Here is a 22,665-nt window from a genome sequence, read left to right as displayed (position 1 = left end):
CACAGCATCGATTATGCCGTTTCCATGCATTGGACGCATGAAACACAGAGGCTTACTTTCGAAACATGCCTCCCGCTGATACCGGGGCGTCCGTAACCGACCGTGCGGCCGCCTCTCCCCAGTCGTCCCCTGACTCCTCTACCGCCGCCGCGCCCGACCCCGAAGCGGGCAAGCTGCGGCCGGGCGGCCCCGGCTACCGCCGGATGAGCTTCGCCCTCTTCGCCGCCGGAGTAGCCACCTTCGCCCTCCTCTACTCCACGCAGGCACTGTTGCCCGCGATCTCCGGTGACCTCGGGGTGAGTCCGGACCAGGCGAGCTGGACCGTATCCGCGGCGACCTTCGGCCTGGCGCTCGGCGTGATCCCGCTGAGCGCGGTCTCCGAACGCTTCGGCCGGCGCACGCTGATGACGGTGTCCCTCTCGGTGGCCGCGCTGATCGCGATGCTGGTGCCGTTCGCCCCGTCGCTCGGTGCGCTGATCGCGCTGCGCGGCATCCAGGGCGTGGCGCTGGCCGGGCTGCCGGCCTCGGCGATGGCCTTCCTGGCCGAGGAGGTGCGCGCCAAGGCGCTGGTGGCGGCCATCGGACTGTTCGTGGCGGGCAACAGCATCGGCGGGATGTCCGGCCGGATCGTGACCGGCTGGGTCGCGCAGGCCTGGGGCTGGCGGGCGGCGCTCGCCGCGGTGGGTGTGCTGGCCGTGGTGTGCGCGGTGACCTTCCGGCTGCTGGTCCCCAAGGCCCGGCATTTCGCGCCCCGTTCGGTGGGTCCGCGGGCGCTGGCCCGTACGCTCGGCAGCCATCTGGCCGACCCGCTGCTGCGCCGCCTCTACGCCATCGGCGGGCTGTTCATGACGGTCTTCGGCGCGGTCTACACGGTCATCGGCTACCGCCTGGTCTCCGAGCCGTTCAACCTCCCGCAGGGCATTGTCGGTTCGATCTTCGTGGTCTACCTGGTCGGTACGGTCTCCTCGGCCGCGGCCGGCCAGCTGGTCGCCCGGGTGGGCCGTCGCGGCGCCCTGTATTTGGCCGTCGGCACCACCTCCACGGGTCTGCTGCTCTCCCTCGCCGACTCTGTCGCCGCGGTGCTGGCCGGCCTCATCCTGATCACCGCGGGCTTCTTCGCGGGCCATGCGGTCGCCTCGTCCTCGGTCAGCCGCACCGCCAAGACGGCGCGCGCCCAGGCGTCGGCGCTGTACCAGTGCGCGTACTACGTCGGCAGCAGCCTGGGCGGCGCGCTCGGCGCCGCCGCCTTCCACGCCGTCGGCTGGGAGGGCACCGTCCTCCTCGGCCTCGCCGCGATGCTCGGCGCCGCCTCGATCACCCTCTACGCCACCCGCAAGGCCGTGGCCGAACGCCGCCTCCTCCACCTGGAAAAGGCCGCGTAGCCACCCGCAGTCCGAAGGGCCCGCCCTGCCACCTGTCCTGGCGGGGCGGGCCCTTCGCCCTTCCCCCTCGGTGCCGGTCGGCCTTCCTGGCCAGTGGCGGCGAGAACGATCTCGCGGAGGGTGACGTTCCGCGGCCGGCGGTAGGCGACGGCCTCGGCCTCGGCCACCCGGCTACCGCTTGTCCCGCTGGGCCGCCACGACCTCGCGGATGGTGCGCTCGGCACCGGAGCCGCGCTGCACCTTCTCCGCGAAGCCGGGGAACTGCCCGGCGAGGGCGCTGAGCACCTTCAACTCCACCGGCCTTCGGGCCCGTGGCGCAGAGCCATATGCGGCATGACCGGGAGGGCGGAAGGCGGGACGCCCTGCCCCGAAGGGCTCGGGCGTCCCGGCCGCCTCAACCGATGCGTTCCAGCACCACCGGAGTGGTGGCGAAGGCCGCGTCCTCGGGGCCGACGAGTACGCCGCCGTCGAGGGCCTCCAGGGCGTAGGGGAACTTCTCCGGGGTGTCGGTGTGCAGGGTCAGCAGGGGCTGGCCCGCGGTGACCGTGTCGCCCGGCTTGGCGTGCAGCTCCACGCCCGCGCCGGCCTGGACCGGGTCCTCCTTGCGCGCACGGCCGGCGCCCAGGCGCCAGGCGGCAAGACCCACCGCATAGGCATCGAGGGTGGTGAGGATGCCGGAGGAAGAAGCGGTGACGACATGCTGTTCGCGGGCCACGGGGAGGGCCGCGTCGGGGTCGCCGCCCTGGGCGCTGATCATGCGGCGCCAGTGGTCCATGGCGGAGCCGTCGGCCAGCGCCTTGGCCGGGTCGGCGTCCTTGAGACCGGCCGCGTCCAGCATCTCGCGGGCCAGCGCCAGGGTCAGCTCGACGACGTCCTGCGGGCCGCCGCCGGCCAACACCTCGACGGATTCCCGTACTTCGAGGGCATTGCCTGCGGTCAGGCCGAGCGGGGTGGCCATGTCGGTGAGCAGCGCAACGGTCTTCACCCCGTGGTCGGTACCCAACTCGACCATCGTGGAGGCCAGTTCCCGGGCGTTGTCGAGGTCCTTCATGAAGGCGCCGGAGCCGACCTTGACGTCCAGGACGAGGGAACCGGTGCCCTCGGCGATCTTCTTGGACATGATCGAGGAGGCGATCAGGGGGATCGACTCGACGGTGCCGGTGACATCGCGGAGCGCGTAGAGCTTCTTGTCGGCGGGGGCGAGACCGTCACCGGCGGCGCAGATGACCGAGCCGACGTCGTGCAGGACGTTCAGCATCTCCTCGTTGGAGAGCGTCGCGCGCCAGCCCGGGATGGCTTCGAGCTTGTCGAGGGTGCCGCCGGTGTGGCCGAGGCCGCGCCCGGAGAGCTGCGGGACGGCCGCGCCACAGGCGGCGACGAGCGGGGCGAGCGGCAGAGTGATCTTGTCGCCGACGCCGCCGGTGGAGTGCTTGTCGGCGGTGGGGCGGGGCAGCGACGAGAAGTCCATCCGCTCACCGGAGGCGATCATCGCGGCCGTCCAGCGGGCGATCTCCGTGCGGTTCATACCGTTGAGGAAGATCGCCATCGCCAGGGACGACATCTGCTCGTGGGCGACCTCGCCGCGGGTGTAGGCGTCGATGACCCAGTCGATCTGATCGGGGGTCAGCTCGCCGCGGTCGCGCTTGGTGCGGATGACGGAGATGGCGTCCATGGACGGTTCCTTTCGAACGGGTAGGTACGTTCTACACGCATAGATGCCGGGGTGGCCAGGGAGGGCGGGGGCCGTTCACCCGCGGGCGAACGCGCTTGGCACCGCCATCGCCCGTCAGCCGGGCCGGCTTCGGCCGCAGCCGGCCCGGCTGACGCCTTACCCCTTCACCCGGCTCCCCCCTGCGGACGGGGTCCGAACGGACCGTAGCCACGCCACGGCGTCGGTGAGCGCGTCGGCATCCCCCGGCGTGGGCTGGTCCGGGGCGATGGGAGCGTTGCCGTAGAGGCGGCCGGTCCGATCGGCCTCGCGGGCCACTGTGAGAGGGTGGTTTCTCCGGCGCTCATGGTCCTTCCGTCGATGAGGACCGCGACGGGCGGCTCGGGTTCGGCCGGCAGATACGGGTGGGGGGTCGCCGAGAGCGCCTCGTCGTCCACGTACACCACACCGCCCCGGAGCAGCCAGCGTCCGGACACCTCGCCCGCGGCGTCGACGAAGGATCCCAGGCGCCCGTGCCCGAGCAGCGGAGCGAGCACCGTGAGCATGGGGTACATCGAGCCGCCGGCGTTGCCGCGCAGGTCCACGACCCAGCCTTTCGGGCGGTGACGGTCCAGATCACGCACGACGGCGGCCCCTTCTCGTATGCACCGCCTCTCCACCTCCGCGCCCCCGTAGGCCTGTCCCGTCACCGTCGCCGTCGCGTCCGCGATCTGCGCCTCCGCTTCCCGCCGTACCCGCGCCCAGTCCACCCGTTCGCGGTTGAGCGCGTGCTCCTCCAGCAGATCCAGGACCGCCTCCAGGTAGTCGCGCACCGGCGACGTCCCCCCGGACGGAGCCGCTACGGACATTTCACCCATTTCACCAGCACCCCCGTTTCGGACAAGACCCCGCGGTCTTCGACACGTCGGAGCCAGAACCTGTCCGACGGTCATGCGCGAGCGTGGTCGGCGTCGTTGTGCGGACGGTGCGCGCACCCGGAGTACGGGCCGCAGCGTTCGCGCGGATCGCTCACGAATCATCCCCGATCCAGGCCATTTCCGCCCTGATTCTGCTTGGCTGGTGGCTCTGCCGATCACAGGAGGTCGATACGCATGGCGCTCACGCACTGGGGGTTCATCTACACGGCGGACGGCAGTACGGCAGGTGGCGATGTCAGGGCCGTGGACACGGGTACGTGCCGCAGTGTGTTCGTCGGGGTGGAGAAGCCTGAGGAGGGCATCGAGGCAGCGCGCCGCCTGGTGGCCGAGGGTGTGCAACTCATCGAACTGTGCGGGGGGTTCGGCCCGGTATGGGCCGGGCGCGTCATCGAGGCGATCGACGGCGCGGTCCCCGTGGGCGTAGTGGGCTATGGGCCCGAAGCGGTCGATCAGGTGCACGCGATTTTCTCCTGACGTGCGCCGCCTCCTTCCTTTCGAAGGGGGCGGCCCGGGCCGGCCCAGAGCGAGGAGGCCGTGATGACAGCGCCAGAGGCAATCACTATCGAGCCCTTGGACGGCCCGGCCGCCGCGCGGGCCGAGCCCGCGTTCAGGCTTGTCTACGCCGAGGTGTTCGCGGAGGAACCGTATGAGGAAACCCCGGAATCGGTAGCGGCGACCTTCCGCCGTTTCCGCTCCCAGGTCCGCAAATCCACCTTTCGTGCTGCGCTGGCCCGTACCGCCGGCGGTGAGCCGGTGGGCATCGCGTACGGCCATCCGCTCAGTGCCGCGGCGGATTGGTGGGACCGCCTGGTCACCCCCGTCCCGGCCGAACTCAGGCGAGAAGACGGGCAACGCACGTTCGGCCTCATGGAGTTCGCGGTACGAAAGCGCTGGCGTCAACTCGGGGTCGGCCGGCGACTGCACGAGGCGCTCCTCGCGGGAGCCAACGAAGAGCGCGTGCTGCTCAATGCGCTACCGGCCGCCGAGGCGGCTCACGCGGCTTACCGGTCCTGGGGTTACCGCAAGGTGGGTGAGGCCCGCCCCTGGGAGGGCGCGGCTCTCCATGACGTGATGGCTCTCCAGCTCGGCTGAGCTGTCAGTCCGGTGCCGTGGTCGTCTCCAGCAGGCGCTGTCGGCCTGGGTGGCGGGGGCAGAGCCGCTTGCTTGTCGCTCGCGGCTCTCCGGGTACGCGTACCCTCGGATACCGCCCGCCCCCGTCACCCCCTCAAATGCCCCGGCCCGAATGCATCCGGCAGCAGCTCCGCCAGCGGGCGGATGCCGCCCGCCGTGTCGACCAAAAGCTCAGGCCCCCCGTGCTCGTACAGCAGCTGGCGGCAGCGGCCGCAGGGGACGAGGAGGGCGCCCGTGCCGTCGACGCAGGTGAAGGCGGTCAGGCGGGGGGCGGGGGCGGCGTTGTCGGGGCGGTCGGCGAACAGGGCGGAGATCAGGCCGCATTCGGCGCAGAGGGAGAGGCCGTAGGAGGCGTTCTCGACGTTGCAGCCGGTGATGGTGCGGCCGTCGTCCACTAGGGCGGCGGCGCCTACGGGGTAGCCGGAATACGGGGCGTAGGCCCGGGACATGGCGTCCCGGGCCTGCGCGCGCAGTGCGGTCCAGTCGACCGGCACCGGTGGTGTCATGTGCCTTGTCCTCGGCGGTAGGGCTTGCCGTTCGCCTTCGGCGGCCGCAGCCGCTGGGAGAAGAGGGCGAGTACCAGCAGGGTGGCGATGTAGGGGCTCGCCTCGACCAGTTCGAGCGGAACGGTGTCGGCCAGGGCGTACCAGATGACCAGGACGGCGGCGGCTATGCCGGCGACCACGGCCTGGGTGCGCTTGGCGGCGCGCAGCCGGAACAGGGCGAGCACCGCGAGGAGCGCGGCCAGGCCCAGGAGCAGCGCATGGACGGTCGGGCCGCCGCTGCGCAGCTGCATGGCGTCCATGAAGCCGAACAGGCCCGCGCCCATCGCGACGCCGCCCGGCCGCCAGTTGCCGAAGATCATCGTGGCGAGACCGATGTAGCCGCGGCCGCCGGTCTGGCCGTCCTGGTAGAAGTGCACCCCGATGGAGAGGAAGGCACCGCCGAGGCCGGCCAGCGCGCCGGAGACCAGCACCGCCGCGTACTTGTACGAGTAGACGTTGACGCCCAGGCTCTCGGCCGAGATCGGGGCCTCGCCGCAGGAGCGCAGCCGCAGGCCGAACGAGGAGCGCCAGAGTACGTAGAAGGTGCCGACGAACAGGGCGATGGTGAGCAGGGTCAGCCAGGAGACGTTGGTGACCGCGGCGCCGAGGATGCCGGCGACGTCGGAGACCAGGAACCAGTGGTGGCCCTCCAGGGTGTTCAGCGCGTCCGAGAGGCCGGGGACGGTGAACGTCGGCATGTCGGGCATCGGCGGGGACTGCTTGTCGTTGCCGCCGGCCGCCATGGCCGCGCTGCCTTCCTGGCCGAACCACAGCGTGGCCAGGTACTGGGTGGCCCCGAGCGCCAGGATGTTGACCGCGACACCGGAGACGATGTGGTCGACGCCGAAGGTCACGGTGGCGATGGCGTGGATCAGACCGCCGAGCGCGCCGCCGATGATGCCGGCCGCGGCGGCCGCCCAGGGGCCGTGCTGCCAGCCGACCCAGCCGGCCGCGAACGAGCCGAGCATCATCATGCCTTCGAGGCCGATGTTGACCACGCCCGCCCGCTCGGACCACAGTCCGCCCAGGCCCGCCAGGCCGATCGGTACGGCGGCGCTCAGTGCGGCGCCGAACTGGCCGGTGGAGGTGAGGTCCGCGGTGCCGGTGATGGCCCGGAGGGCGGAGACGGCGACCAGGCCGATGGCGATGATCAGCAGGATCCAGGGGTAGGTCAGCTTGCGCCGGCTCCCCTTCCCGGGGACCGCGAGCTTCGTCGCGGTCTTGAGGTCCGTACTCACGCCGACACCTCCGGCTTGTCGCTCTTGTCAGAGTTCGTCGTGCGGGACAGGACGGCCAGCTCCTCGCCGACCTTGCGCTGCTGCAGGTTCAGCCCGTAGCGGCGCACGATCTCGTAGGCGATGACCACGCACAGGACGATGACGCCCTGGATGACGCCGACGATTTCCTGGGCGTACCCCTCGAACTCCAGCCGGGAGCCGGTGCGGTCGAGGAAGGCCCACAGCAGGGCGCCGAAGGCCATGCCGATGGGGTGGTTGCGGCCGAGCAGCGCGATGGCGATACCGGTGAAGCCGATACCGGCCGGGAAGTCCGTGCCGTACTGGAAGGACTCGCCGAGCAGGGTCGGCATACCGACCAGACCGGCCGCGGCGCCGGACAGCAGCATGCTGCTGATGACCATGCGCTTGACGCTGACGCCGCTGGCCTCGGCGGCCGGCTCGGAGGCGCCCACGGCGCGCAGGTCGAAGCCGAAGCGGGTGCGGTTGATCCCGAACCAGTACAGCGCACCGGCCAGGATCGCGATCACCACGAAGCCGTAGACGGGCTTGGGGTGGGTCGGGAAGGAGAAGAAGTGGCTGGATTCCGGCAGGAACTTGGTGTGGAGGAGGTTGCCGTCCTTGATGGCGAGGCGGCCGTCCTGCAGGAAGTAGCCGATGATCGAGGCGGCGATGGCGTTCAGCATGATCGTGGTGATCACTTCGCTGACGCCACGGGTGGTCTTGAGGAGACCGGCGATGCCGGACCAGATCGCGCCGACCAGCATCGCGATGACGATGAGCAGGATGATCTGGATCGCGCCGGGCAGCGCGATGGCGCCGCCGACCGCCGCGGCCGCGAACGCCGCGAGGCGGTACTGGCCGTCGACACCGATGTTGAAGAGGTTCATACGGAAGCCGATGGCGACCGCCAGCGCCGAAAGGTAGTACGGCACCGCCTTGTTGATGATCCAGACCTGGCTGTCGCTGTAATGACCGTAATCGGCCATGATCCCGTAGGCGCGGAAGGGGTTCTCCCCCGACGCCAGGAAGACCAGGGACGAGATCACTATCGCGGCGACGATGGCCAGGACGGGCGCGGCGATCGCCAGGATCACCTTGTCGCGGGTGGCGCTCTTGGCGATGGCGTCCACGGCGGGGTTCTTGGTGGAGGTGCTCACTGCTCGTCCCCCTCCTGCTCACCGGCGTCGGGCGACGCACCGTCTTCCGGCGCACCCTTTTCCGGCGCACCGTCTTCCGGCGCACCGTCTTCCGACGCGCTGAGGTGGCCTCTGGCGGCACCGGTCATGGCGGAGCCCAACTCCTCCGGGGTGATGACGGCGGGGTCCGCGTCCGCGACCAGCCGGCCCCGGTACATCACCCGCAGGGTGTCGGACAGCCCGATCAGCTCGTCCAGGTCGGCAGAGATCAGCAGCACCGCCAGGCCCTCGCGGCGCGCCTCGCGGATCTGTTCCCAGATCTGCGCCTGCGCACCGACGTCGACCCCGCGGGTGGGGTGGGCGGCGATCAGCAGCTTGGGCTGGTGGCTCATCTCGCGGCCGACGATCAGCTTCTGCTGGTTGCCGCCGGAGAGCGAGGACGCGGTGACCTCGATGCCGGGGGTGCGCACGTCGTACTCCTCGACGATGCGCGCGGTGTCCCTGCGGGCGCCGGGGATGTCGAGGAGCTTGCCCTTGCTGTTGGGGCGCTCGGTGACATGGCCCAGGATGCGGTTCTCCCACAGCGGGGCTTCCAGCAGCAGGCCGTGGCGGTGGCGGTCCTCGGGGATGTAGCCGATGCCGCCCTCTCGCCGGGCGCGGGTGGAGGCGCCGGACAGGTCCGTGCCGTCCAGGGTGATCGCGCCGCGGTCGGGGCGGCGGGTGCCCATGACGGCCTCGACCAGTTCGGCCTGGCCGTTGCCCTCGACACCGGCGACGCCCAGCACCTCGCCCTTGTGGATGGTGAAGGAGATGCCGTCCAGGACGGTGCGGACCACTCCGTCGGAGTCGGTCGCGGAGAGGTGGACGTCGCTGACGCGGAGCATCTCCTCGTCGGTGACCGTCGATTCGCGGGTCTCGGGGGACGGCAGTTCGCTGCCGACCATCAGCTCGGCCAGCTGCTTGGGGGTGGTCCCGGACGGTTCGACCGAGGCCACGGTGGTGCCGCGCCGTATGACGGTGATGTCGTCGGCGACCGAGAGCACCTCGCCCAGCTTGTGCGAGATGAAGATGACGGTCAGGCCCTCGGACTTGAGCTCGCGCAGGTTGTCGAAGAGCGCGTCGACCTCCTGCGGGACCAGGACGGCGGTCGGCTCGTCGAGGATGAGCGTGCGGGCGCCGCGGTAGAGGACCTTGAGGATCTCCACCCGCTGGCGGTCGGCGACTCCGAGGTCCTCGACCAGGACGTCGGGCCGGATGTTCAGCCCGTACGCGTCCGAGATCTCCTTTATCTTCGCGCGGGCGCCGGCACCGATGCCGTGCAGCTTCTCCGCGCCGAGAACGGTGTTCTCCAGGACGGTGAGGTTGTCGGCGAGCATGAAGTGCTGGTGCACCATGCCGATGCCGCGGGCGATGGCGTCCGCCGGGGTGTGCAGGGTGACCTGCTCGCCGCCCAGCGCGATGGTGCCCTCGTCCGGCTTCTGCATGCCGTAGAGGATCTTCATCAGGGTGGACTTGCCGGCACCGTTCTCGCCGCACAGGGCGTGGACGGTGCCGCGGCGCACGGTGAGGTGGATGTCGTGGTTGGCCACGACGCCGGGGAACCTTTTGGTGATTCCGCGGAGTTCTACAGCGGGGGCGTCCGGGACGGCGGGGCCGCTGCTCGTGGATGCTGCGTTGATGGCGCACTCCCCTCAGGGATGAAGGAGCGGAAAGGACGGAAAGTCAGGGACCGGAAGGTCACAAGGGGGACGGGGGCTCGCCCCCGGGGGTCCGGCGCTGCGGCGCCCCGGGGCGGCGGTGGTCCCGGGCTACGGCGTCTCCTTGACCTTCACCTTGCCCTCGATGATCTTCTTCCGGGCCGCGTCGATCTGCGGCTGGATGTCCTTGATGAACCCGCCCGAGGTCGCGAGCGACACCCCGCTGTGCTTGAGGTCGTAGGCGTGGATGCCGGTCAGCGGCTTGCCGTCCTCGGCGCTCTTGATCAGGTCGAACACGGCCACATCGACGTTCTTCACGACCGAGGTGAGGATCCGGTCCTTGTAGCGGGCCAGGCCCGGCTGCTGGTACTGGTCCGAGTCCACGCCGATCGCCCAGGCGCCCTTGACCTTGCTGACCGCCTCGATGGTCCCGGCGCCCGACTGCCCGGCCGCCGTGTAGATCACATCGACACCGCTGTCGAGCATGCCGCCGGCCTTGGCCTTGGCGGCGGCCGGGTCGTTGAACCCCTTGTCGTTGTTGGGGTACAGGTACTGCGAGGTGACCTTGGCCTTCGGGTCGGTGTCGCGGACCCCCTGCTCGAAGCCGGCCTGGAACTTCTGGATCAGCGCATTGTTCACGCCACCGATGAAGCCCACCTTGTGGGTCTTGCTCTTCAGCGCGGCCGCGACGCCCGCCAGATACGAGCCCTCGTGCTCGGCGAAGACCATCGCATCGACGTTCTTGCCCTCCGGCACGGCGTCCACGACACCGAAGGTGGTGTCGGGGAAGTCCTTGGCCACGTTCTGCACGGACTGGCTGTAGGCGAAGCCGACGCCGATGACCGGGTTGTAGCCGGCCTCGGCGAAGGAGGTGAGCCGCTGCTCGCGGTCCGCCTCGGTCTCGCCGTTCTTGGCGGTGAGCATCTTGACGTTGACGCCCAGCTTCTTGGTCGCGTTCTCCGCACCGCGGGCGGCCGCTTCGTTGAACGAGTGGTCGTCCCGGCCGCCGATGTCGAAGGCCAACCCGACCCCCGCGTGTTTGGCGCGGTTGGCCTCGGCAAAGCTCTGACCGCACGCGGTGGCGGTGAGCGCGAGGACCGCGGTGGCGGTGGCCGCGGCGGCAATCCTGATGACCCGACGCACGGGGCCTTCCCTTCGCTCTAAGCGCCCCCAGTGGCGCTGGCTTGTCGGGAGATTAACGCGCGTAGACCTGGCGCAAAACCCTCCACTGCGTGGACGTTATCGATTCGAGGCGTAGGGCACCTGGACGAAACACGGCGGGCGATATGCGAAGCCCGTCCCGGCTCCTCGCCGGAACGGGGCGATATATACATTTCGCGGCCATTTATCCGCCATGCGAGTTCGATCATGAGTGCCGCGACGAACTAGGCGACGTCGACAGGCTTCGGCTCGCCCTGCGAACGAACCTCAGCACTGCGCCGACCACATCGGCACCGAGCAGCAGCATCGCGACGCCCTCACCCGCTGGGACCCCGTGAAGTACAAGCGCGTCCACGCTCTCACCCACGCCGACCTCGGCGACAGCCTCGCCGCCCAGGTCCGTGCCGACGAAGCCATCGCCGCTTGGACTCAGGCAGTGACCCTCATGGCGGGCATGACCTCGGACCGCACCCGTAAGGCGATCTCTTCCATCAGACCCACGCTCGTGGTCTACCAGCGGCGCAAAGTCCCCGGTGCCGCCGAACTCGCCCGCCGCGTAAGCGAGGCGCTGATCTAGCATGCCGATCAACCTGGCCGACGAAGGGACCATCGTGGCTCAGCCCAAGACCGACCCCAGCCCTCAAGCGCTCAAGCCTGCACTCGAATCCATGACGCTCCTGGTCGCGGCCGTCATCGTGCACGACAAGGAGACCAATCGGGTCGTCCTCCTGCAGCGCAGTGAGCAGGCCAAGTTCGCCCAGGGGATGTGGGACCTCCCGGTCGGAAAGAGCGAGCCCGGCGAGCCGGTCACCGAGACGGCCGTCCGCGAGCTGCACGAAGAGACCGGTCTCGTCGTCAAGCCCGAGGCCCTTCGCATCGCCCACGTCATCCATGGAGCCTGGGGTGTCGAGGCTCCCAATGGCTTCCTCACCATCGTCTTTGTCGCGGACGCGTGGAGTGGCGAGCCCGAGAACCGCGAGCCCAAGAAGCACGCCCAGGTGCAATGGGTCAGTACCGACTCCATCCCCGAGGAATTTGTCGGCACCACCGCCAGCGCCCTTCACCGCTATCTCGCCGGCGGGCCGGAGGTCTCGCTGGACGGCTGGGCACCGCGCGCCTAGAGATCCCCGTCCAGCAGCGCCGCCCGGATGCTCGGCGCTCAGTCCGCGAGGTCTCCGTCGAGGAGCGCGCAGGCGGTGAAGAGCTCCACCCCCACCTTGATCGCCTGTTCGTCCACGTCGAAGTCGCCGCGGTGCAGGTCCCGGTGTGTGGGGTCGGCGGGTGGGTGGACGCCTAGGCGGGCCATGGCGCCGGGGACGTGTTCGAGGTACCAGGAGAAGTCCTCGCCGCCGAGGGACTGCTCGGTGTCCTCGATGGCGCCCTCGCCGCGGCGGGCGGCCATCGCGGAGTGCAGCAGCTGGACGGTGACCGGTTCGTTGACCACCGGCGGGACCCCGCGGACGTAGGTGATCTGCGACTTCGCGCCGTGCAGTGCGGCGACCTCGTCGATCGCGGCATGCACCAGGTCCGGGGCGCGCCGCCAGGCGTCGAGATCGAGACAGCGGACGGTGCCGGAGAGTTCGGCGTGCTGCGGGATGACGTTGCAGGCGTGGCCGGAGGCCAGCCGGCCCCAGGTGACGGCCAGGCCGGCGCGGGCGTCGACCCGGCGGGCGAGCAGCGCCGGTACGTCCAGGGCGACCCGGGACGCGGCGGTGACCATGTCGGTGGTCAGGTGCGGGCGGGCGGTGTGGCCGCCGGGGCCGTCCAGCTCGACCTCCAGCCGGTCGCAGGCCGAGGTGATCGCTCCCGTACGGAGCCCGATCCGGCCGGCGTCGACGCGCGGGTCGCAGTGGACGGCGAGGATCCGGCCGACGCCGTCCAGGGCGCCGGACTCGATCGCGTCGGAGGCGCCGCCGGGCAGCACCTCCTCGGCGGGCTGGAAGAGCAGGCGCACGGGGCGCGGCAGGGCGCCGGCGCGGGCCAGCTCGGCCAGGACCAGACCGGCGCCGAGGACGACGACGGTGTGCACGTCATGGCCGCAGGCGTGGGCGCGGCCGGCGACCGTCGAGGCGTAGTCGACGGTCTTGGTATCCGGGATGGGAAGGGCGTCGATGTCCGCGCGCAGCGCCAGCAGGGGGCGGTCGGGGGCGGCCGCGACGGCCCGCCCGTCGGCCGTGGCGTCCCGTGTGCCGATGTCACACACCAGGCCGGTGCCGGTGGCCAGTACCCGGGGCCGCAGACCGGCCCGCTCCAGCCGCTCCTTGATCGCCGCGGTGGTCCGGAACTCCTGGTTGCCGAGTTCGGGATGCCTGTGCAAGTCGCGGCGGAAGAGGCCGAGTTCGGCGCGCAGCGCCTCGGGGAGGGCGCCGGGGAGCTGGTCCCCGGCGGGGGTACGGGCGGCGCTGACATCTCGGGACATCACGTGGTTCACCTGTGGAAGGTTACGGGTCCCGATGGGGCAACTGTCCTTCGATCAACAAAAGTTCAGCCCGTTAGGGGAAGAAAATCTAGGCCGCTCGGCGCATGGACGGTTTATGCGACGGGTATGCAGTAAGGCTTCCCGCGCGCCTTCAGCCGGCGGCCATCCGCTGGGTGAACGGCAGTCGCTGCACGTCGCGGGCGGTGCCGGTGACCCCGTCGAGGAAACCCTGGGCCCGCGGTGAGGCGTTGGCCGTCAGCCACTCCGGATCGATGTCACAGACCGCGACCTTGACCTCCGTACCCAGCAGCGCCAGCGGCAGGGTGTGCACCACGGTGGAGGGGAAGCTGACGATCAGCCGTCCGATGGGGCCGCGGCGGGCGATCAGTTCGAGCGGCAGATCGGGCCGTACGACCTCCAGGCCGGTCTCGGCCACGAGGCGGTGCAGCTTTTCGGTGCTCTCCTTGCGGTGCGCGAAGTAGCGGGTGGCGCCGTGCGTACGGGCCAGGGTGCGGACCGCGGCCAGGTAGCGGTCGGCGTCGACGACTCCGGTCTCCACCAGCGAGGTGCCGACGATATCGGCGGCGCGGGTGAGCCGGGGCGGGCCGAAGCGGCCGCGGGTCCAGGCGAACTCGTTGGTGGTGACCTCGACGCCCGGCGGTGCCTCGACGGGCATCGAGCTGAACAGGCCGACGGTGCGCCGGCCGCCCTCGGGCGCCGGGGTGAGCCGGCGCCGGGCGGTGGCCGAGAACGGCGCGAAGACCAGGTCCCGCGGGCCGCGTCCGCTGCCGTTGCGGTGCCAGCGCACCAGCCGTTCACCGCGGGCGAGTTGGGAGATGAACTCCATGGTGGCGGTGCCGTCGTCGACCACGACCAGCTCGCGCGCCTTGGCGAGGGAGAGCAGCAGCTGGACGTAGCGGGAGAACGGGTCGCCGATGACCACGCGGCGGGCGCGGCGCAGCAGCGGGGTGAGGCCGCCGATGGTGCGCATCGGCGCGGTCGGACCACCGCGGGCCTCCTCCCAGCGCACCGTATGGCCTTCGTCGCGGGCGAGTTCGGCCATCCGCCGCAGCTGGCCGCGGGTCATCGGGTCGTGCGGGGAGAGCACGACGACGGTGAGCTCGGTGGCCTGGGCCGTGTGCGCCCATTCCAGGGCGTTCAGCAGCTGCACCGGGCTCTCGACGAACGCGAGGGTGCCGGTGTCCCGGGCTGCCGCACGCGGCGCACCGGAGCGTGCGGTCCGGTGGCGCTGCCGGGGCACCCCCCGGAGACCACGGGCGGGAGAACCCGTCGTCTCCGGGGGCGGAACCTCGGCGCCGGGCGTGCCGGGCACGGCGCGGGTCCCTTCAGGTGAGCTCACCATGGCTCCCGTCGGTTCGTCGGCCGCGGCCGTCAGACGGCGGCCGGCTCGGCGGCCTCGGCCTCGGCCACCACGCCGGTGACGCGGCGCAGCTTCTTCATCGGGCCGAGCTCGCTCTCGTAGACCTTCTTGACGCCGTCACCGAGGGACTCCTCGATGGTGCGGATGTCGCGGACCAGGCGGGACAGTCCGCCGGGCTCGACGGAGGCGGCCTGGTCGGAGCCCCACATGGCGCGGTCGAGGGTGATGTGGCGCTCGACGAAGGTCGCGCCGAGGGCGACCGCGGCGAGGGTGGTCTGCAGACCGGTCTCGTGGCCGCTGTAGCCGATCGGGACGTTCGGGTACTCGTCCTGCAGGGTGTTGATCATCCGCAGGTTGAGCTCCTCGGCCTTGGCCGGGTAGGTGCTCGTGGCGTGGCAGAGCAGGATGTTCTCGCTGCCCAGGACCTCGACGGCGTGCCGGATCTGCTTGGGGGTGGACATGCCCGTGGAGAGGATGACGGTGCGGCCGGTGGCGCGCATGGCGCGCAGCAGGTCGTCGTCGGTGAGCGAGGCGGAGGCGACCTTGTAGCAGGGCACGTCGAACTTCTCCAGGAAGGCGACGGACTCGACGTCCCACGGGGAGGCGAACCAGGCGATGCCGCGCTTCTTGCAGTACTCGTCGATGGCGCGGTAGCCGTCCTCGTCGAACTCCACACGGTGGCGGTAGTCGATGTAGGTCATCCGGCCCCAGGGGGTGTCGCGCTCGATGTCCCACTGGTCGCGCGGGGTGCAGATCTCCGGGGTCCGCTTCTGGAACTTCACCGCGTCACAGCCGGCGTCGGCGGCGGCATCGATCAGCGCGAACGCGTTCTCCAGGTCGCCGTTGTGGTTGATGCCGATCTCGCCGGTGACGTAGACGGGGCGGCCGGGGCCGGCCTCGCGGGAGCCGAGGGTGCGGAGGCGGGAGTTGCTGCTCATGGGGAGGGTTCCTTCGCGTTGATACGGGGGTGTGTGGGGGTGGGGTCTGGGTGGGTTACAGGGACGGGCCCAGGAGCCAGCCGGCGATCTCTCGGATCGCGCCGCTGCCTCCAGGCGTCGCGGTGAGCGCGCGGGCCGCGCCGCGCACCACGTCGTGCGCCCCGGCGACCGCCACGGGCCAGCCGACGAGGTCGAAGCACGGGAGGTCGTTGACGTCGTTGCCGACGTAGAGCACGCGCTCGGGCGCGATGCCCGCTTCCTCGCACCACTGCTTGAGGGCGAGGTCCTTGCGGTCGATGCCGTGCAGGACGGGCACCTGCAGCTTGCGGGCCCGTGCGGCGACGACCGGGTTGGTCTCCGAGGACAGGATCAGCAGCTTCAGCTCCGCCCTGCGCAGGGCGGCGATGCCGAGGCCGTCGCCGCGGTGGACCGCGACGATCTCCCGTCCGTCGGCGTCGATCAGCACCCGGTCGTCGGTCTGGGTGCCGTCGAAGTCGAGGACGACGGCGTCGATGTCGTCCATGGTGGGCAGGGCGCCGGGCCGCGGCGCGTCCAGCAGCGGGGCCAGCGCACGGGCGCGGGCCAGGTCGTGCGGATCGTCGATCTCCAGCACCCGGGCCGGGTCGGTGCGCACGAGTTCGGTGCGCCCGAAGAACCGGTGGCCGCTGGTGCGGAAGCCGGCCGCGTCCATGGCGTAGGCGGCGCCGGTCTCCAGCAGGTCCTGGGGGCGGTCCTGGCGGCGCGGCCGGAAGGACTTGTCGTGGTTGACGCCGTGGCCGCCGTCGGCCGCGGTACCCCCGCCGACCTCCGGCTCGGCGTCGCGCCAGACGAAGCCGTGGAACGGTGCCACGGTCAGCGCGCTGTCGGCGCCGCCCTCGACGACCGCGGCGGCGACCCCGTCGATGTCCTCGCGGGCGATGAAGGGGCTGGTGCACTGGACCAGCAGCACCGCGTCGACCCGGGCGCCCTGCTCGGCCTCGTAGGCGTCCATGGCGTGCAGGACGGCGGCCTCGCTGGTGGCGGTGTCGCCCGCGATGTCGCCGGGGCGCCGTATGACGACCGCTCCGGCGCCGCGGGCCGCGGCCGCGATCCCGGCGTCGTCGGTGGACACCACGACATCGGTGACCAGGCGGGCGGCACGGCATTCGCGGACCGCGCGGGCCACCAGGGGCACTCCCCCGACGGCGGCGAGGTTCTTGGCGGGCACGCCCTTGGATCCGCCGCGGGCGGGGATGACGGCAACCACGGTGGGCGGGCTGCTCTGCGGGTTCGGCGGCATGTCGGGCTCCTTCCGGGAGCTGGCCGGGGTGGTCACAGCTGCCCCCAGCGGCGGATGGCGGGGGCGACGCGCTGGACGCCGTGGCGGTAGGCGCCGCGGGCGGCCTCGCGGACCGTCTCGCGGGCGACCCGGCGCAGTCCGCCGGTCTCCTCGGGGGCGTCCGCGTGGCCGGCGACCGGCTCACCCTGCGGGTCCAGGCCGTGCCGGGCGAGGATGCCGGGGAGGTAGCCGGGGGCCGTGCGGGCCGTGTAGTAGGGGGTGAGCGGCGGCAGCCGGTCGGCGGTGCGCAGCGCGGTGACCCGGGCGCGGGCCACGTCGAAGGCCTGCTCGTAATCACCGTCGGCGGCGACGCCCTGGCGGGCGAGCCACTCCGGGTCCGGCTCCGGGCGGTGACCGGCGTCCAGCTCGTCCCAGGAGGCCAGGCAGCCGGAGCCGAGGAAGTGGTGGTTGCCGAGGACCTCGCGGATGCCGAGGTCGGTGAGGACGGCGGTGGGGATGCCGCGGTGCAGCGACTCCAGGGCGGCGGTCGAGCTGACCGTCACCATCAGGTCGGTGCGGTCCAGGACCTCGCCCATGTTGCCGTACACCAGGCGGCAGTTGGCGGGCAGTCCGCCGGGCGCCTTGGCGGCGAGCTTCTGGTAGGGCAGTTCCTCGATGTGGGTGGTGTGCTCGCCCGGCTTGCTGCGGAGCTTGATCAGCACCTCCCGGTCCGGGTGGCGGCGGGCGTGCTCGACCGCCCGGCGCAGCAGGTAGGTGCGGTCGGCGCGGCTCTCCGGGACGGAGGGCTGGGCGGCGAACACCACGGTGTAGGGGGTGTGCGCGCCGGTGTAGGGCGCGCCGCCGAGGAACGGCAGGGCGCATTCGACGACGCTGCTGTCGTCGGCGCCGACCCCTCGGTACACCGCGCGGAAACGGTCCGCGTCGTGGCGGGAGTTGGCGAGGACGACGTCCGCGCCGTGCCGCAGCAGCAGCCCGTCGGCGAGCTTCTCGTAGACGACCCCGACATAGCCGGTGACGACGACGGGGCGGGCGTCGGCGCCTCGCCAGGCGCGGGCGAGGCCGTGCAGCATCGCCTGCACCGCTCCGCCGACACAGGCCAGCACGACGACGTCGTAGCGCGTACGGTCGATGGACCGGACGCTGTCCTTCATCTGCTCCAAGAAGGCGACGCCCCTGATTTCGCGCAGCGAGTCCGCACGGGCGCCGACCTCGTCGAGCTGGCGGACCGTGGGAGTGGCGCGGCCGCGGAGAAGGTAGCCGTCGAGCCGGATGTCCGGTTGGATTCGGTACGCTGTCAAAGCGCCCCATTTCCACCGGGTATCCGAGTCGGCGAGTACGGCGACCCGCGGCGAAGAGTTGGTACGTGATGGCACGTCCAAGACGCTAGGAAGGCATTCCGTTGGACGGGCCAACTGGGCCGCAACAAAGGGTTAACAGCGGGTCGACGAATGGCGAACCGGCCCGATAGTCGGCCTGGTTAACCATCCCGCCATTCTTCGTTCACCTTGAGGTCCGCACCCGGTAAAGACGAATGCCGTCTGCGCCCCTAACGTCACCAGGGTGGTTAAGCTCTCCGTCATCGTGCCGTTCTACAACGTGCAGACATACGCGCCCGACACCCTGAAAAGCCTGGCGGCCAATGCCCGCGAGGACTTTGAATTCCTGCTCGTCGACGACTGTTCGCGCGACGAGACCCCGGAGATTCTCGCGCGTGCCGAGCGCGAGCTGCCGGGCGCCAGACTGCTGCGGCACAGCCAGAACGGCGGCCTGGCCACCGCCCGCAACACCGGTCTGGACGAGGCCCGCGGCGAGTACGTCACCTTCCTGGACGGCGACGACTGGCTCGCTCCCGGCTATTACCCCCAACTCCTCTCCATGATCGAGGAGTTGGGGTGCGACTTCGTCCGTACCGACCATGTCCAGTGCACCGCCCGCGCGCGCAGCGTCCACCGGGTCCCGCACGGCCGGCGCGGGGTGGTGATGGACCCGCGCGAGGTGATCCTGCCCGCCGACCGCTCCACGTCCGTCGACTACGCGTTCGCCTGGGCCGGGATGTACCACCGCCGGCTGCTGGACGACGGGGTACTGCATTTCAAGGACGGACTGCGCACCGCGGAGGACCGGCCGTGGATCTGGCGGCTGCACCGCGAGGCAAAGTCCATGGCGGTGGTCGGACTGCTCGGTGTTTTCTACCGGCGGGGCGTGGCATCTTCCCTGACCCAGATCGGTGATGTGCGGCAATTGGACTTCATTCGCGCCTTCGATCAGGTGATCGAAGAAACGGCGCAGGACCGCGCTGCGGATCTTCTGCTGCCAAAGGCGGTGCGCACTTATTGCGCGATCATTTCTCACCACCTCGGTTCGATCGAACGGTTCGAACCGCAGGTCGCCCGTAAATTGCGAACGATGAGTGCCGCGGCCATGAAACGTATGCCGCAGGACGTACTGAAGGAAGCCCTGGATTCGATGGATGTGCAGCGCGCGTCCCGGCTGCGGCGGCTGCGCCGTCGCCCCGTCCCGGCGGAGGTCGCCGCCTGATGTCCACCCGACCGCGTACCCAGATCTTCATGGCGTCCACCCTCTACGGCGCGGCGACCCTCGCCGCGGCGCTGGACGCCGACTGCTTCGCCCCGGCCGACCGCCGGCTGCTGCTGCTCAGCAACAACGCGACGAACCCGGAGACCGCCGCGTCGCTGGACACCATGCCGGGCTTCGGGCGGCTGCGCGGCCGCTTCGACCGGGTGCTGTCGTGGAACGAGACGATCAGCCCGTTCCACCCCGGCGGCTGGTCGCCGCGCCCGGACGACGTCCCGCTGTGGGAGCGGCATCTGCGCCTGCTGTGGGGCCTGGGTGACGACCACGTCGAGCTGATCGTGGAGTCCATCCAGGTCAACCCGGCGCTGGCGCTCGCCCAGCTGTTCCCCGACGCGCCGATCGACGTCTACGCCGACGGCCTGATGAGCTACGGCCCCACCCGCAATAAGCTCGATCCGCTGATCGGCACCCGGATCAACCGGCTGCTGCATCTGGACCTGGTGCCGGGCCTGACGCCGCTGCTGCTCACCGAGTTCGACGTCGAGCCGCTGACCGTGCCGACCGACGCCTTCACCAAAGTGCTGTCCGAACTCTCGGACGCCAGTGGCACGTTGGAGGTCCCGGAAGGGGCGGCGCTGCTGCTCGGCCAGTACCTCTCCGCGCTGGGCATCCTCACTCCCGAGGAGGAAGAGGAGCTGCATGTGCGGATGGTGCGCGGCGCCGTCGAGCGCGGCCACCGCGAGATCGTCTTCAAACCGCATCCGTCCGCGCCGGCCCGCTGGTCGCGGCTGCTGGAGCGGGAGGCCGAGAAGCTGGACATCGCGCTGACCGTGCTGGACAGCCCGGTGCTGGCCGAGGTGCTCTACCAGCGGATGCGGCCCGCGCTGGTCGTCGGCTGCTTCTCCACCGCGCTGCTGACGGCCGACACCTTCTACGGGCTGCCGACGGCGCGGACCGGCACCGGGCTGCTGCTGGAGCGGCTGACGCCGTATCAGAACAGCAACCGGATGCCGGTCACGATCGTGGACGCGCTGGTGCCGGACCTGGGTGACCTCAGCGAGCGCCCACGGGCCCATGTCACCGCCGAGAGCGTCGAGGGCCTGGTCAGCGCGGTCGGCTATGCGATGCAGCACCAGATCTATCCGCAGCTGCGGCCGTCCGCCGAGCGCTATCTCGCGGCCCACCTCGACCCGTACACCCGGCGCTACTTCAAGCGCCGCCGGCTGACCGCGCTGGCGCTGCCCGGGGCGATCCCGTCGCAGCTGTCGTTCATTCCGCGCAATGCCACCGTCCGCAGGGTCGCGCGCCGGGCGCGTGCGGTGCAGCGGCGGCTGAAGAAGCGGGCCGCGTTCGGATGACCACCACTCAGCTGACGACCGGCGCGCCGCCCGCCGCGCCGGATCTCGTCACCCCCGCACCGCAGCCCGCCATACGGGGGCGCAGCCGCGCCGGTGCCTCGCGGCTGCGCGCTCTCGACGGGCTGCGGCTGCTCGCCGCCCTGATGGTCGCCGCGTACCACTACGGGGGGCGCGACGGCGAGATAGCGCAGGCCTGGGGCGGTTCACCGGCCGGGCAATTCCCCACCGCGGCACCGCTGTTCGCCTATGGCTGTCTGGGCGTCCAGATCTTCTTCGTGATCAGCGGCTTTGTGATCTGCCTCAGCGGCTGGGGGCGGACCCTGCGGGCCTTCATCGCCTCACGGGTCTCCCGCCTCTTTCCGGCGTACTGGGTCGCGATCCTCCTGGTCACCGCGGTCTTCGCGCTCCCCTGGGTCACCTACAAGGCGCTGTCGCCGAGCGACGTACTGACCAATCTGACCATGCTGCAGCAGCCGTTGGGCGTGGACCGGGTGCTGGGGGTGTGCTGGACGCTCTGGGCGGAGATGCGCTTCTACGCGCTCTTCGCGCTCTGTGTCGTCCTGCCCGGCGCCACCCGCGGCCGCGTGGTGCTCTTCTGCGCGGGCTGGACGCTGGCCGCCGCACTCGCGCAGGCCGCCCACGAGCCCCTCCTCGACACCGTCCTGATGCCCGAGTACGCCCCGTACTTCATCGGCGGCATCGGTCTGTATCTGCTGCACCGCTATGGCGCCCGCGATCCGATCGCCTGGGCGATAGTGCTGGTCAGCTGGCTGATCGGCCAGCATTACGCGATCGCCAGGCTGTGGCACGCACCGTCGGCCGACGGTTTCTCCTACCGCTCGTCGGCCGGCATCATCGCCGTCGTCACCCTCGGCTTCGCGCTCGTCGCGGCCGTGGCACTGGGCAAACTGCGGTGGGCGAACTGGCGCTGGCTGACCGTCGCCGGTGCGCTGACCTACCCCTTCTACCTCGTGCACGAGCACCTGGGCTGGGTCGTGGTGCGGGCGCTGCACCACGGCGTCGGGCTGCCCTCGTACGCGACGCTGCTGCTGACCGTGGGCCTGATGCTGCTGCTCGCCTGGGTGCTGCACCGCTTCATAGAGCGCCCGCTCACGCCCGTTTTGAAACGGTCCATCGACCCACGTCGGTGACCGGCCGCCGGTTCAGCTCCGCCGCCCCGGACCGGCCGTCACCTCGATCCCGGCGACGATGATGCGCAGTCCGGCCTCGAAGCTCCGGTCGAGGTCGCCGAACATCTCCTCGCCGGCCAGCGCCGCGAGCGGATAACCCGCGCCGATCTTCTCGGCGCGGGTTTCCACGTCGTAGGCCGGATCGCGGGTCGTGGGGTCGCGGTGCTCCGGCTCACCGGGGTCCGGGTAGACCGACTGCTCCTCGATCACCAGGCCGACGGTGTAGTTGTAGGCGGTCCACCACGCCTGGGCCGCCTCGCGCAGGGTGAAGCCCACGTCCGTGAGGCTGCGGAGCAGGCCGTCCAGCGGCCCGGCGTAGCTGTCGTCGGTCATCCGGGTACCGCTGAAGACCTTGCCGCCGTCGCGGTAGCCGAGCAGCTCGCGGCGCAGCCCCCGGCAGGCGACGACGAGGGTCTCCTGCCAGGAGTGCCCCTGTCCGGCCTCCTCGGCCCCTTCCCACTCCAGCGACGCGGCCATCCGCCGGAAGATCTCGGTGGCCATCTCGTCCAGCAGTTCCTGCTTGTTCTTGAAATGCCAGTAGAGCGCGGGTGCCTGGACGTTCAGCTCCTTGGCGATGCGCCGCAGGGTGAGCCCGTCGAGGCCGACCTCGTTCAGCAGCCGCAGAGCGGTGTCGACGACCTGTTTCCGGTCGATGCGCGAAACCATGTTGACAACTTAACACCGTTAAA

At 70.9% G+C, this 22,665-nt stretch carries 20 protein-coding genes and 1 pseudogene; 8 read left to right on the top strand and 13 right to left on the bottom strand.

Features of this window, described 5'->3' with window-relative positions:
* Nucleotides 1–65 precede the first annotated feature (65 nt).
* Nucleotides 66–1,382 (top strand): MFS transporter, encoded by a 1,317-nt coding sequence (locus tag NUT86_RS25870; protein WP_266438948.1) that lies wholly within the window; start codon nt 66–68, stop codon nt 1,380–1,382.
* 394 nt (nt 1,383–1,776) lie between these two features.
* Here the strand turns inward: NUT86_RS25870 and NUT86_RS25865 are convergent, their stop codons facing one another.
* Complete coding sequence (locus tag NUT86_RS25865; protein ID WP_159486499.1) at nt 1,777–3,054, bottom strand: thymidine phosphorylase; 1,278 nt, start codon at nt 3,052–3,054, stop codon at nt 1,777–1,779.
* Nucleotides 3,055–3,218: 164 nt separating this feature from the next.
* Entirely contained in the window at nt 3,219–3,899 is a 681-nt protein-coding gene (locus NUT86_RS25860) for a S41 family peptidase (RefSeq protein ID WP_274737803.1), read from the bottom strand.
* 243 nt (nt 3,900–4,142) lie between these two features.
* On the opposite strand from NUT86_RS25860, the gene NUT86_RS25855 reads away from it, so the two are divergent.
* Both NUT86_RS25855 and NUT86_RS25850 read left to right on the top strand, forming a co-directional pair.
* The gene (locus NUT86_RS25855; RefSeq protein WP_274737802.1) at nt 4,143–4,442 is read left to right on the top strand and encodes a DUF6506 family protein; all 300 of its coding nucleotides are present in this window, start codon (nt 4,143–4,145) and stop codon (nt 4,440–4,442) included.
* A 63-nt stretch (nt 4,443–4,505) separates the two neighbouring features.
* Nucleotides 4,506–5,060 (top strand): GNAT family N-acetyltransferase, encoded by a 555-nt coding sequence (locus tag NUT86_RS25850; protein WP_159486505.1) that lies wholly within the window; start codon nt 4,506–4,508, stop codon nt 5,058–5,060.
* Nucleotides 5,061–5,185: 125 nt separating this feature from the next.
* Here NUT86_RS25850 and NUT86_RS25845 read toward each other — a convergent pair whose 3' ends face one another.
* The 5 genes from NUT86_RS25845 to NUT86_RS25825 all read right to left on the bottom strand — a co-directional run bounded on the left by NUT86_RS25845 (nt 5,186) and on the right by NUT86_RS25825 (nt 10,858).
* Nucleotides 5,186–5,605, bottom strand: coding sequence for a cytidine deaminase (locus tag NUT86_RS25845; RefSeq protein WP_266438940.1), 420 nt, complete (start codon nt 5,603–5,605; stop codon nt 5,186–5,188).
* Nucleotides 5,602–6,882 (bottom strand): ABC transporter permease, encoded by a 1,281-nt coding sequence (locus NUT86_RS25840; RefSeq protein ID WP_159486509.1) that lies wholly within the window; start codon nt 6,880–6,882, stop codon nt 5,602–5,604. Before NUT86_RS25840 ends, NUT86_RS25845 begins: the two co-directional genes overlap by 4 nt.
* Nucleotides 6,879–8,039 (bottom strand): ABC transporter permease, encoded by a 1,161-nt coding sequence (locus tag NUT86_RS25835; protein ID WP_371874830.1) that lies wholly within the window; start codon nt 8,037–8,039, stop codon nt 6,879–6,881. The genes NUT86_RS25840 and NUT86_RS25835 overlap by 4 nt, the downstream gene beginning before the upstream one ends.
* Complete coding sequence (locus NUT86_RS25830; protein ID WP_446750833.1) at nt 8,036–9,697, bottom strand: ABC transporter ATP-binding protein; 1,662 nt, start codon at nt 9,695–9,697, stop codon at nt 8,036–8,038. Before NUT86_RS25830 ends, NUT86_RS25835 begins: the two co-directional genes overlap by 4 nt.
* A gap of 129 nt (nt 9,698–9,826) precedes the next feature.
* A complete protein-coding gene (locus NUT86_RS25825) occupies nt 9,827–10,858 on the bottom strand; it encodes a BMP family lipoprotein (protein WP_018089183.1) in 1,032 nt (343 codons plus the stop codon).
* Between the two features lie 295 nt (nt 10,859–11,153).
* Between NUT86_RS25825 and NUT86_RS25820 the strand changes: the two are divergent.
* Nucleotides 11,154–11,453 (top strand): annotated as a pseudogene (locus NUT86_RS25820) (tetratricopeptide repeat protein); the annotation flags it as partial.
* A 1-nt stretch (nt 11,454) separates the two neighbouring features.
* Nucleotides 11,455–11,997 carry an NUDIX domain-containing protein gene (locus NUT86_RS25815; RefSeq protein WP_159486513.1) on the top strand — a complete coding sequence of 181 codons (543 nt, stop codon included), beginning with the start codon at nt 11,455–11,457 and terminating at the stop codon, nt 11,995–11,997.
* A gap of 38 nt (nt 11,998–12,035) precedes the next feature.
* Here NUT86_RS25815 and NUT86_RS25810 read toward each other — a convergent pair whose 3' ends face one another.
* From NUT86_RS25810 to NUT86_RS25790, 5 genes are all read right to left on the bottom strand, one after another.
* Nucleotides 12,036–13,295, bottom strand: coding sequence for an amidohydrolase (locus NUT86_RS25810; RefSeq protein WP_093637789.1), 1,260 nt, complete (start codon nt 13,293–13,295; stop codon nt 12,036–12,038).
* Nucleotides 13,296–13,446: 151 nt separating this feature from the next.
* Nucleotides 13,447–14,658: a hypothetical protein gene (locus NUT86_RS25805; protein WP_371874831.1), complete on the bottom strand. Its 1,212-nt coding sequence runs from the start codon at nt 14,656–14,658 to the stop codon at nt 13,447–13,449.
* Between the two features lie 29 nt (nt 14,659–14,687).
* A complete protein-coding gene (locus NUT86_RS25800) occupies nt 14,688–15,614 on the bottom strand; it encodes an N-acetylneuraminate synthase family protein (RefSeq protein ID WP_093637278.1) in 927 nt (308 codons plus the stop codon).
* Nucleotides 15,615–15,669: 55 nt separating this feature from the next.
* Entirely contained in the window at nt 15,670–16,893 is a 1,224-nt protein-coding gene (locus NUT86_RS25795; protein ID WP_148590719.1) for an acylneuraminate cytidylyltransferase, read from the bottom strand.
* A gap of 32 nt (nt 16,894–16,925) precedes the next feature.
* A complete protein-coding gene (locus NUT86_RS25790) occupies nt 16,926–18,266 on the bottom strand; it encodes a DUF6716 putative glycosyltransferase (RefSeq protein WP_338149743.1) in 1,341 nt (446 codons plus the stop codon).
* 187 nt (nt 18,267–18,453) lie between these two features.
* Here NUT86_RS25790 and NUT86_RS25785 point away from each other — a divergent pair, with 187 nt between their 5' ends.
* From NUT86_RS25785 to NUT86_RS25775, 3 genes are read left to right on the top strand one after another with little or no spacing between them, the layout of a single operon-like run.
* Nucleotides 18,454–19,431 (top strand): glycosyltransferase family 2 protein, encoded by a 978-nt coding sequence (locus tag NUT86_RS25785; protein ID WP_018089171.1) that lies wholly within the window; start codon nt 18,454–18,456, stop codon nt 19,429–19,431.
* Complete coding sequence (locus NUT86_RS25780) at nt 19,431–20,786, top strand: alpha-2,8-polysialyltransferase family protein (RefSeq protein ID WP_274737793.1); 1,356 nt, start codon at nt 19,431–19,433, stop codon at nt 20,784–20,786. Before NUT86_RS25785 ends, NUT86_RS25780 begins: the two co-directional genes overlap by 1 nt.
* Nucleotides 20,783–21,937 carry an acyltransferase family protein gene (locus NUT86_RS25775; protein ID WP_159486519.1) on the top strand — a complete coding sequence of 385 codons (1,155 nt, stop codon included), beginning with the start codon at nt 20,783–20,785 and terminating at the stop codon, nt 21,935–21,937. Before NUT86_RS25780 ends, NUT86_RS25775 begins: the two co-directional genes overlap by 4 nt.
* 12 nt (nt 21,938–21,949) lie before the next feature.
* Here the strand turns inward: NUT86_RS25775 and NUT86_RS25770 are convergent, their stop codons facing one another.
* Nucleotides 21,950–22,642, bottom strand: a complete 693-nt coding sequence (locus NUT86_RS25770) for a TetR/AcrR family transcriptional regulator C-terminal domain-containing protein (RefSeq protein WP_274737791.1) — start codon at nt 22,640–22,642, stop codon at nt 21,950–21,952.
* Between the last annotated feature and the right edge of the window lie 23 nt (nt 22,643–22,665).

Origin of the sequence: Streptomyces sp. G7(2002) (assembly GCF_028870195.1) — a bacterium.
Taxonomy (GTDB): Bacteria; Actinomycetota; Actinomycetes; order Streptomycetales; family Streptomycetaceae; genus Streptomyces; species Streptomyces nigrescens.
Note: the sequence above shows the minus strand (reverse complement) of the source record. Positions and strands in the feature narration are given on the sequence as shown.

Excerpts from the sequence above, each read along its gene's own strand:
- NUT86_RS25870 (WP_266438948.1), top strand. The coding sequence starts at position 66 with ATGCCTCCCGCTGATACCGGGGCGTCCGTAACCGACCGTGCGGCCGCC.
- NUT86_RS25865 (WP_159486499.1), bottom strand. The coding sequence starts at position 3,054 with ATGGACGCCATCTCCGTCATCCGCACCAAGCGCGACCGCGGCGAGCTG.
- NUT86_RS25860 (WP_274737803.1), bottom strand. The coding sequence starts at position 3,899 with ATGTCCGTAGCGGCTCCGTCCGGGGGGACGTCGCCGGTGCGCGACTAC.
- NUT86_RS25855 (WP_274737802.1), top strand. The coding sequence starts at position 4,143 with ATGGCGCTCACGCACTGGGGGTTCATCTACACGGCGGACGGCAGTACG.
- NUT86_RS25850 (WP_159486505.1), top strand. The coding sequence starts at position 4,506 with ATGACAGCGCCAGAGGCAATCACTATCGAGCCCTTGGACGGCCCGGCC.
- NUT86_RS25845 (WP_266438940.1), bottom strand. The coding sequence starts at position 5,605 with ATGACACCACCGGTGCCGGTCGACTGGACCGCACTGCGCGCGCAGGCC.
- NUT86_RS25815 (WP_159486513.1), top strand. The coding sequence starts at position 11,455 with ATGCCGATCAACCTGGCCGACGAAGGGACCATCGTGGCTCAGCCCAAG.
- NUT86_RS25810 (WP_093637789.1), bottom strand. The coding sequence starts at position 13,295 with ATGTCCCGAGATGTCAGCGCCGCCCGTACCCCCGCCGGGGACCAGCTC.
- NUT86_RS25805 (WP_371874831.1), bottom strand. The coding sequence starts at position 14,658 with ATGGTGAGCTCACCTGAAGGGACCCGCGCCGTGCCCGGCACGCCCGGC.
- NUT86_RS25800 (WP_093637278.1), bottom strand. The coding sequence starts at position 15,614 with ATGAGCAGCAACTCCCGCCTCCGCACCCTCGGCTCCCGCGAGGCCGGC.
- NUT86_RS25795 (WP_148590719.1), bottom strand. The coding sequence starts at position 16,893 with ATGCCGCCGAACCCGCAGAGCAGCCCGCCCACCGTGGTTGCCGTCATC.
- NUT86_RS25780 (WP_274737793.1), top strand. The coding sequence starts at position 19,431 with ATGTCCACCCGACCGCGTACCCAGATCTTCATGGCGTCCACCCTCTAC.
- NUT86_RS25775 (WP_159486519.1), top strand. The coding sequence starts at position 20,783 with ATGACCACCACTCAGCTGACGACCGGCGCGCCGCCCGCCGCGCCGGAT.
- NUT86_RS25770 (WP_274737791.1), bottom strand. The coding sequence starts at position 22,642 with ATGGTTTCGCGCATCGACCGGAAACAGGTCGTCGACACCGCTCTGCGG.